This window comes from Janthinobacterium sp. 344 (genome assembly GCF_900112025.1).
GTDB lineage: Bacteria > Pseudomonadota > Gammaproteobacteria > Burkholderiales > Burkholderiaceae_D > Janthinobacterium.
Window position 1 is genome coordinate 1 of the sequence record NZ_FOKL01000025.1, and the last position, 7,702, is coordinate 7,702.

Consider the following 7,702-nt stretch of genomic DNA (forward strand, 5'->3'; position numbering starts at 1 on the left):
ATCTCTGTTACTTTGCCGTTTTACCGGCACCGTCATTGCTGACGGGTCGCTCACTTCAAAAACAACTGACAGGCCACTTCTTGCGAAGCGTCCTATTTCATTTATTTCTTCGTGAACATTTGATATTTTAAGTTAGACGCCAATCCGAAGATCGGCGCTGCACTTGCATCAAATGTCCACACTTATCGACTGTTAATTGTTAAAGAACTGTATTCGGTTACTGCTTTCGCGCTATCGACAAAGCGTTGTGTTTGTCAGCTGCGAAGAAGGAAGAGTATGAAGCGTTTCGGCTAATTCGTCAACCTTCTTTTTTCACCCTGCTTCACTCGGCATTTGCATGCGTCGTTCAGCGAGGGGGAGAATTATAGCCAAGCCGGTCGAGAGCGGCAAGCATTATTTGAGCAAGACTGCCACCGCCATGCCAACATCGGTCGTACTGGCGCTGCCACCCATGTCCGGCGTGCGCGGGCCGTGTTCCAGCACCTGTTCGATGGCGCGCACCACCGCATCGTGCGCGGCCCGGTAATTGGCGTCGCCATTGCCAAGGAAGTCCAGCATCATGGCGCCCGACCAGATCATGCCGATCGGGTTGGCGATATTCTGCCCATAGATATCGGGAGCGGAGCCGTGTACCGGTTCAAATACGGACGGGAATGTACGCTCCGGATTGATATTGGCAGACGGCGCGATGGCGATCGTCCCCGTGCAGGCGGGCCCCAGATCGGACAGGATATCGCCAAACAGATTCGACGCCACCACCACATCGAAACGCTCGGGACTCAGTACAAAGCGGGCGGCCAGGATGTCGATGTGGTATTTGTCCCAGCGCACCTCGGGATATGCTGGCGCCATCGCTTCGACCCGCTCATCCCAGTACGGCATGCTGATGGCGATGCCGTTCGACTTGGTCGCCGACGTCAGGTGCTTCTTGGGGCGGCTTTGCGCCAGTTCAAATGCATATTGCAAGATGCGGTCGACACCCTTGCGCGTAAACACGGATTCCTGCAGCACCGTTTCACGCTCCGTCCCTTCGAACATGCGCCCGCCCACGGCGGAATACTCACCTTCCGTATTTTCGCGCACCACATAGAAATCGATATCGCCCGGCTTTTTATTCGCCAGCGGACAAGGCACCCCTGGCATCAGGCGCACGGGCCGCAAATTGACGTATTCATCGAATTCGCGCCGGAATTTCAGTAATGAGCCCCATAAGGAGATATGGTCGGGCACTTTGTCTGGCCAGCCCACGGCGCCAAAATAGATGGCGTCAAAATCCTTGAGCTGCGCAAACCAGTCCGACGGCATCATTTGTCCGTGTTCCAGGTAATAGTCGCAATTAGCCCAGGCCATGGTCGTGAACTGTAAGTCGATATTAAAACGGCGCGCGGCGGCCTCGACGACGCGCAAGCCCTCCGGCATGACTTCATTGCCGATGCCGTCACCGGCGATGACCGCGATTTTATGTGTGCGCATGGAGAGTCCTGTTGTTGATTAGGCGCGGGCGGCCCGCATTTACATCGGCTGCGGCACGTCGGGATACAAGCGTGCCAGCACATCGGAGGTGATCGCCGTGATTACCGGCTGCGCACGATCGGCGGCCAGCTCCCCGGATTTCTCGCGGCGCACATCTTTCCACAATTCGGCCAAGGCGCCATCATGGCGTGCCACCGCTTGCTCGACTTCATCTTGCCAGAATGCCGGCGCTTCGCTCTCGACGAAATTGCCGCGGCCACGGCCAAAATGCGCCACCGCCAGATAACGCAGCACGCCCGCCACTACCAGAGTGCGCAAAAAGGCATCGGTAAATTGCATGGTAGGTTCATTGCGGTCCGTGCCCGAATTAAAACCCCAGGCGGCGCCGGCGAATGTCAGCGCCCCGACGACACCGCCAAGCAAGGCACCCGTGCCCAGGGTCAGGCCACCGGAAATCAGGTCCGCCGACAGGCCTGTGGCCGCACCGGAAATCATGGCGCCCAGCAAACCCGCTTGTGCCTTGTCGATCGGTGCGCGTACGGCAAAGTTTTCCCGCACCCGGGTATTGATCTTGTGCGCATCGGTGGGATCGAGTTTGTGCAATATCAACAGTTCGCGCGTGGTTTCGCCGCTGCGCGTGTTCAGGCGCGCCACCAGGTTGGCCATGGCCTTTTCCTGGCGCTGCTGTTCCTCATTCTTGCCGATGCCAACCACCTGCAAGGCCGATTTCAGGAGCCCCTTGGAAACAGGGGCAATCGCTTCATTGTCTTGCGCGGCCACAACCAGTTGCGCGGCCAGCAAGTGCATGGCCTGCTGGAAACGCGCAGCATTTTGCGCCTGCCATGTGGCAAATAGACGCGCATAGCCGGCTTGCTGCGATGGCTGCAACAATTTACCCACGGCTTCGTAAAACACGCGTTCATGCACCCAGCAGCGGGCGAAGGCATCGAGCGCCAGGACGTCGCGCACGATGGGATATTGCTGCAAATGTGTGCGCCAGCGTGCCTGTTCGCCGTGCTCCTCATTGCCCGCGCGTGGCGGCCCCATCTGATTGAGCAAGACCACCACGGGTTTGCCCAGCCACTCGAGGATCTTCATCTCCGCCGGCAGGTAGCCCGCATCCTTGGGATTTTCCGAGGAGTTGACCAGGTACAGCACGACATCGGCCGCGTCCTTGGCCGTGCGCAAGGCTTGCTGGCTGAGCCAGAATGGACGGTCGCGGTAGCGGTCCAGCACTTCACGCAGGAACCAGCCGATGGGATTGCCTGACTGCCCCAGGCGCTTGAGCAGGCGCACCGAGTCGCCGAAGCCGGGCGTGTCCCACAATTGCAGGCTATCGCCGTGCGGCGTGGTCAGCAAGGTATGCGATTCCGCAAACACCGTCACGTGGGCGGCGTCGCGCACTTCGCCGATATCCACGCCCACCAAGGTGCGCGCCAGAGTCGTCTTGCCATTATTCGTGTGCGAAATCAGCGCAAACTGAATCTGCACCGCACCATCCTGCCCATCTTTGTTCACACTCACACTCATGCTGCTGCCGATACTTTCAGCCCCACACCAGCGTCGAGCGGATGCAAGGCAGGATTAAGCAAATTGACCAGGGTGGCCGTGGTTTTATGAAACTGGCAGAACTGTTGCCACAGCGCCACGCGCTCCGCCAGGCGGGCAGCATTGTCCGCCTGCTCGCCCGCGTGTTCAAGAAAGCTGGACTCGTCGATCAGCACGGCGATGCCACGTGCCGATGATTGCACCAGATAATCGAGGAAGGCGCCGTGATTTTCCTTTTCCGGCGTCGCCGTCAGATTGAACAGCACGGCCGTGATATTGACTTGCGGATCATTCAAGTCCGTGCCGCGCAGGACGTCCTGCGGCTCCTCGCCATACGACGTCGATGGTCGCAGCATCACGCGGCCCTGTTCGCCAAACAGCATGATGGACAGCTGGCCCAGGCCTTTATGGCGCGCCTCATCGACCGTGAAGCTGTAGGGCAGCACGCGCAGCATGCCGCCCGTGGCCACGCCGATGCTTTCATTGAGTTTGCGGAAATACGGCTGGTCCAGATCCAGCGGAAAGTTTTTTGCCAGACGGGCAGCGCGCCAGTGATTGGCCAGCGCCAGGATCACGCGCGGCACGACCACCAGCAGGAAGATGGTTGCCGCATACAGATGCACCCAGCGCGCGCCCCCTTCGACGTTCGTCGTTTGCGGGAAGCGCAGTGCCTCGATTTCCGCCAAGGAAAAGCCTTGCAGGTGGAACAGGGCAATGGCCGGCGCGAACAGGGTCGAGAGCAGACTGTGCACCTGGCTGGCACCGAGAAACGTGCTTTCCCAACCAGCCGCGTATTGCGACAGGAAGCCGCGCGCGTACAGCGAGGCGACGGCGCCGATGGCAAACATGGCGGCGCTCAGGTGGATGGTGCGGCTCAGGCGCGCGGCCGTCAGCTTGGCGCTCAGGTGCGCCCATTCCCCCATGAAACTGAGCAAGCCCGAGGACAGCGCATGCGGCAACTTGCGCGGCAAGGCCAGGCGGCCCACGCTCAAGTGGCGCACCAGTCCCGCTTTCGGCCAGCCCAGCGAATGCGAGGGGATGCACAGCCAGATCAGCAAGCCCAGGTACACCAGCAAATTCCAGGCGATGATCAGCAGCAAGGGCGCCGACAGCAAGTCGACGCGGTGCGGGTCAGTAATGCGGTCGAGCCCGGCACCGAGCAGCAGGGACAGCAGGGGCAAGCTCAGCGCCAGGGTTTTCATGCCGTTACGGCGTTTGGCGAAGGCGGCGAAGGCGGGCGTGCGCTCGGTGATGCGCTTGAGAATCAACTCGGAGCGCTGTTGCAGGAAATCGTCGCCCGTCACCTCGGCCTGTTTGCCCGACGCTTGCCACTGAGCAAGTTCCCTCGCGCTGCGGCTGGCATACATGCGATCGTCCTCGCTGAGGACTTCTTTTTTCTGGTCAGCCGTCTCGATAGCCCGGACCAATATGACTTCTCTCGCAATCTGCTCGTTCATGGCGCTCCTGTTTTTGTATGAAACGACAACTCGACAGGCAGATTGTGACGTACTTTTGTGTTTCAGGCCAACGCGTCCTCGGCTTTCAGCAATTGATACAGCAGATACACGAGGAAGGCGGCGACCCAGGCGGACCACAAGGTATGCGTGAGGAACTGCGCGCCTTGCAGCTGCTGCAGCCACCCCAGTGCCAAGCCGCACACCAGCATGAGGCCGGCAACCAGGGCCGCCAGACGTGGCTGGCGTGGCAGGAAAACCAGCGGCAAGGCCAGCAGCCACCAGGCATGGCTCGCCTGCGTTGCCGGCAGGCACACCATGGCGGACGCCTGCGCCGGCACGTTTTCGAGCAGGCGGGCATAGGATCCCAAGCCGCCATACCGCAGCAGATCCGTAGGACACAGCGCGCCGCTGAACATGGACAGCAGATACAGGCAAACGGGCACCAGCAAGGCCGACAGGGCCAGGACGCGCAAGGCCGTACGGCGCGCTGCGAGCCTTGGCAAGGGACGCACGGCATCCCAGCTGGCCAGCATGACCGCGGCGGCGGCCAGCCAGATCATGCCAGACCGGAAACTGCCGGCCAGGGCATTGTCCATGCCGGAAAAGTGCCGGCGTGCATCATCAAACATGCTGTCGGCCAGCGTCAGGTCCAGATTGCTGTAATTGCCGATCCAGATGATCAGCATGGCCGACAGCATCAGTACGCTATCGATACCCTTGGGTGTTTTGAGGAGTTTCAGTTTGGCCAGCATGGTGCACGCATTTACTCGATGATATGAAAGAGACTGGCCGCCCAGTGCGGCAGCCACCCAAGCTATCGTACAGTGCCAAGATGAAGAGAACATGACGGCGCCACCGCCAACAACAGCGACTGTGCAAGACAAGCTGCGGGGAACCTTACAAGTATCGCGATGAAGTGCACGTCAGCTGCGCGTTAAATTTTCGTTAAACGCGCGCAGATGCAGGAAAGATTTACGTAAAATTAATGCGCAGCAGCGCACCGCCGCCCGGGCGGACGCTGAAGTCCAGGCTGGCGCCCAGATACAGGCAGATGCGCTGCACCAAACCCAGCCCCAGGCCCGTGCCGGACGATCCGCCCAGGTTTGCCGGTATGGGCTGGTGCAGCAAGCGGGCGCGCGCGGCTTCCGGCAATCCGGGTCCCGTATCCTCGACGATCAAGGTACGTTGCGCCAGCCGCACGATGACCTCGCCCTGCAAGGTATATTGGCAGGCGTTGCGCACCAGATTGCCGATGGCAGCGGCGAGCAGTTCACGCGGCGCGTTGACCAGGAAGTCATCGCCGCCCGCAAACACGAGCGTGAGCGGTTTGCCTGCCGTATATGACTGATAGCGCTGGCACTCTTGCCGCGCCAGTTCCGCCACGGATAGTGGCGCGCATTCCAGCAACTCTGGCGCACGCGCCAGGCGCAGCAAGACAGTCACGGAATCGGTGGCTTCGCGCGCGGCCCGCGCGATGCGTTCGGAGGCGGAACGCACGACAGGATCATCGCTGGCTTGCTCCATCAGGATTTCCGCCGCGCCTGTAATCACGGTCAGCGGGGTGCGTAATTCATGGCTGACATCCCCCGTAAAAAAGCGTTCGCGGTCGAGAACTTCCGTCAACTCCGCCGTACGGCCCGCAAAAGCGCGCGACAATATCCCTAATTCATCGGTGCTGTCCTGCAGCGGCAAGGCTGAATCACCCGCCTTGACAGCGTGCGTCAGAGCCATGATGGGCGTGATCAGGCGGTTGGCGATGAATGCTCCCAGCAACGAAGCGCAAATCAGGAAACCGAGAAACCCCAGAGCAAACATGCTGTACACCACCAGCTCGATTTTTTCATACTCGGTGGCATGGTCGATGACGACGAATTCGCCATGTATGTCACTGCCGACCAACACGTGCAAATCGACCCCATCGACGGTTTTTTCATGCATGCCGGGTGCCAGCCCTCGCAACGGCGGCGGCGTATCCTCCGCATGATGAAAACTCAGGCCCGCCGGCATGTCGACGGGCAAGCCGGCCGCATGCCGCGGTGATGCCCAGGCTGCCACCTCTTTGAGGCGCTCATCGACCAGGCGCACTTCGATGCCTTCGACAGCGATAGCGGCGATGATGGCAAAAAAGATGCTCGCCACCACGGCGAACAGCAGGTAGGCGAAGATGATGCGCCGCTTCAGGGAGCTAAACGGGCGCATCTTCACTCAGCAATTTATAGCCGATGCCGGGAATGGTACGCAGCATGGGAAAGGCATACGGTTTGTCGAGTACCTGGCGCAATGCATGGATGTGTGTGCGCAAGGCATCGCTGTCGGGACGGTCGTCGCCCCATAGTGCATGTTCGAGCACCTCGCGCGGCACCAGCTTGGGCGCTTCGCGCATCAGGCATTTCAGGATGGTATAAGCGGTCTTGGTCAAGGTCAAGACTTGGCCGGCGCGCCGGACCTCGAATTTTTCCATGTCAAAATACAAGTCACCGACCGTCAGCACGGCAGTCGGTGCAGTTTTCCCGTGCGCACGGCGCAGCAAGGCCTTCAGGCGGATTTCCAGTTCCAGCAAGGAAAATGGCTTGACCAGGTAATCATCGGCGCCGCTGTCAAAACCGGCAACCTTGTCTTGCAGAGTATCGCGTGCCGTCAGCATCAGCAGCGGCGTGCTGTTTTTCAATTCACCGCGCAGCTTCTGGCACAGTTCCAGTCCTGTCAGGCCCGGCAGCATGACATCGAGCACGATGACATCGTAGTCATGCTGGGCCAGCAAGGCCAGGCCGGCATAGCCATGCATGGCGGAATCGAGCACATGGCCTTTCGGTTCCAGATAGGCGTAGAGATTGGCCAGGATATCGGGATTGTCTTCAATGATCAGGATGCGCATACCGCCATTGTATGGGGAAAGTGCACGTCGCCTGACATTTAACCCATGGTGAACTACCCGGCTGCTGAACAGCCGGGGTCAGCCCCTCCATGCCGCAAACGCAGGGGCTTGCGCGCTCGCCCATGGGAGTCCGACCCCAGCCTTCGCTTGGGGCTAACGTTAACACCGCCAGACGAAAAAAAACCCGACCATTGCTGATCGGGTTTTTCTCTTACTGCGAATAACAAGCCTGACGATAACCTACTTTCACACTGGTTGCAGCACTATCATCGGCGCAAAGTTGTTTCACGGTCCTGTTCGGGATGGGAAGGGGTGGGACCAACTTGCTATGGTCATCAGGCATAACTTG

6 protein-coding genes and 1 rRNA gene are annotated in these 7,702 nt (G+C 59.9%); all 7 read right to left on the reverse strand.

The annotated features are described in order from the left end of the window. Positions 1-393: 393 nt before the first annotated feature. A complete protein-coding gene (locus tag BM193_RS28110; RefSeq protein ID WP_092804733.1) occupies positions 394-1,473 on the reverse strand; it encodes a tartrate dehydrogenase in 1,080 nt (359 codons plus the stop codon). A 39-nt stretch (positions 1,474-1,512) separates the two neighbouring features. Further along, positions 1,513-3,003 (reverse strand): DUF3482 domain-containing protein, encoded by a 1,491-nt coding sequence (locus tag BM193_RS28115; RefSeq protein WP_092804730.1) that lies wholly within the window; start codon positions 3,001-3,003, stop codon positions 1,513-1,515. Beyond that, complete coding sequence (locus BM193_RS28120) at positions 3,000-4,478, reverse strand: DUF2868 domain-containing protein (protein ID WP_092804727.1); 1,479 nt, start codon at positions 4,476-4,478, stop codon at positions 3,000-3,002. Before BM193_RS28120 ends, BM193_RS28115 begins: the two co-directional genes overlap by 4 nt. A 62-nt stretch (positions 4,479-4,540) precedes the next feature. Next, a complete protein-coding gene (locus BM193_RS28125; protein ID WP_092804724.1) occupies positions 4,541-5,230 on the reverse strand; it encodes a phosphatase PAP2 family protein in 690 nt (229 codons plus the stop codon). A 220-nt stretch (positions 5,231-5,450) separates the two neighbouring features. Further along, entirely contained in the window at positions 5,451-6,677 is a 1,227-nt protein-coding gene (locus tag BM193_RS28130; RefSeq protein WP_092804721.1) for a sensor histidine kinase, read from the reverse strand. Beyond that, positions 6,664-7,353: a response regulator transcription factor gene (locus tag BM193_RS28135; protein WP_092804718.1), complete on the reverse strand. Its 690-nt coding sequence runs from the start codon at positions 7,351-7,353 to the stop codon at positions 6,664-6,666. The genes BM193_RS28130 and BM193_RS28135 overlap by 14 nt, the downstream gene beginning before the upstream one ends. Before the next feature lie 227 nt (positions 7,354-7,580). Next, positions 7,581-7,693: ribosomal RNA gene (gene rrf, locus BM193_RS28140) — 5S ribosomal RNA — on the reverse strand. Positions 7,694-7,702 lie beyond the last annotated feature (9 nt).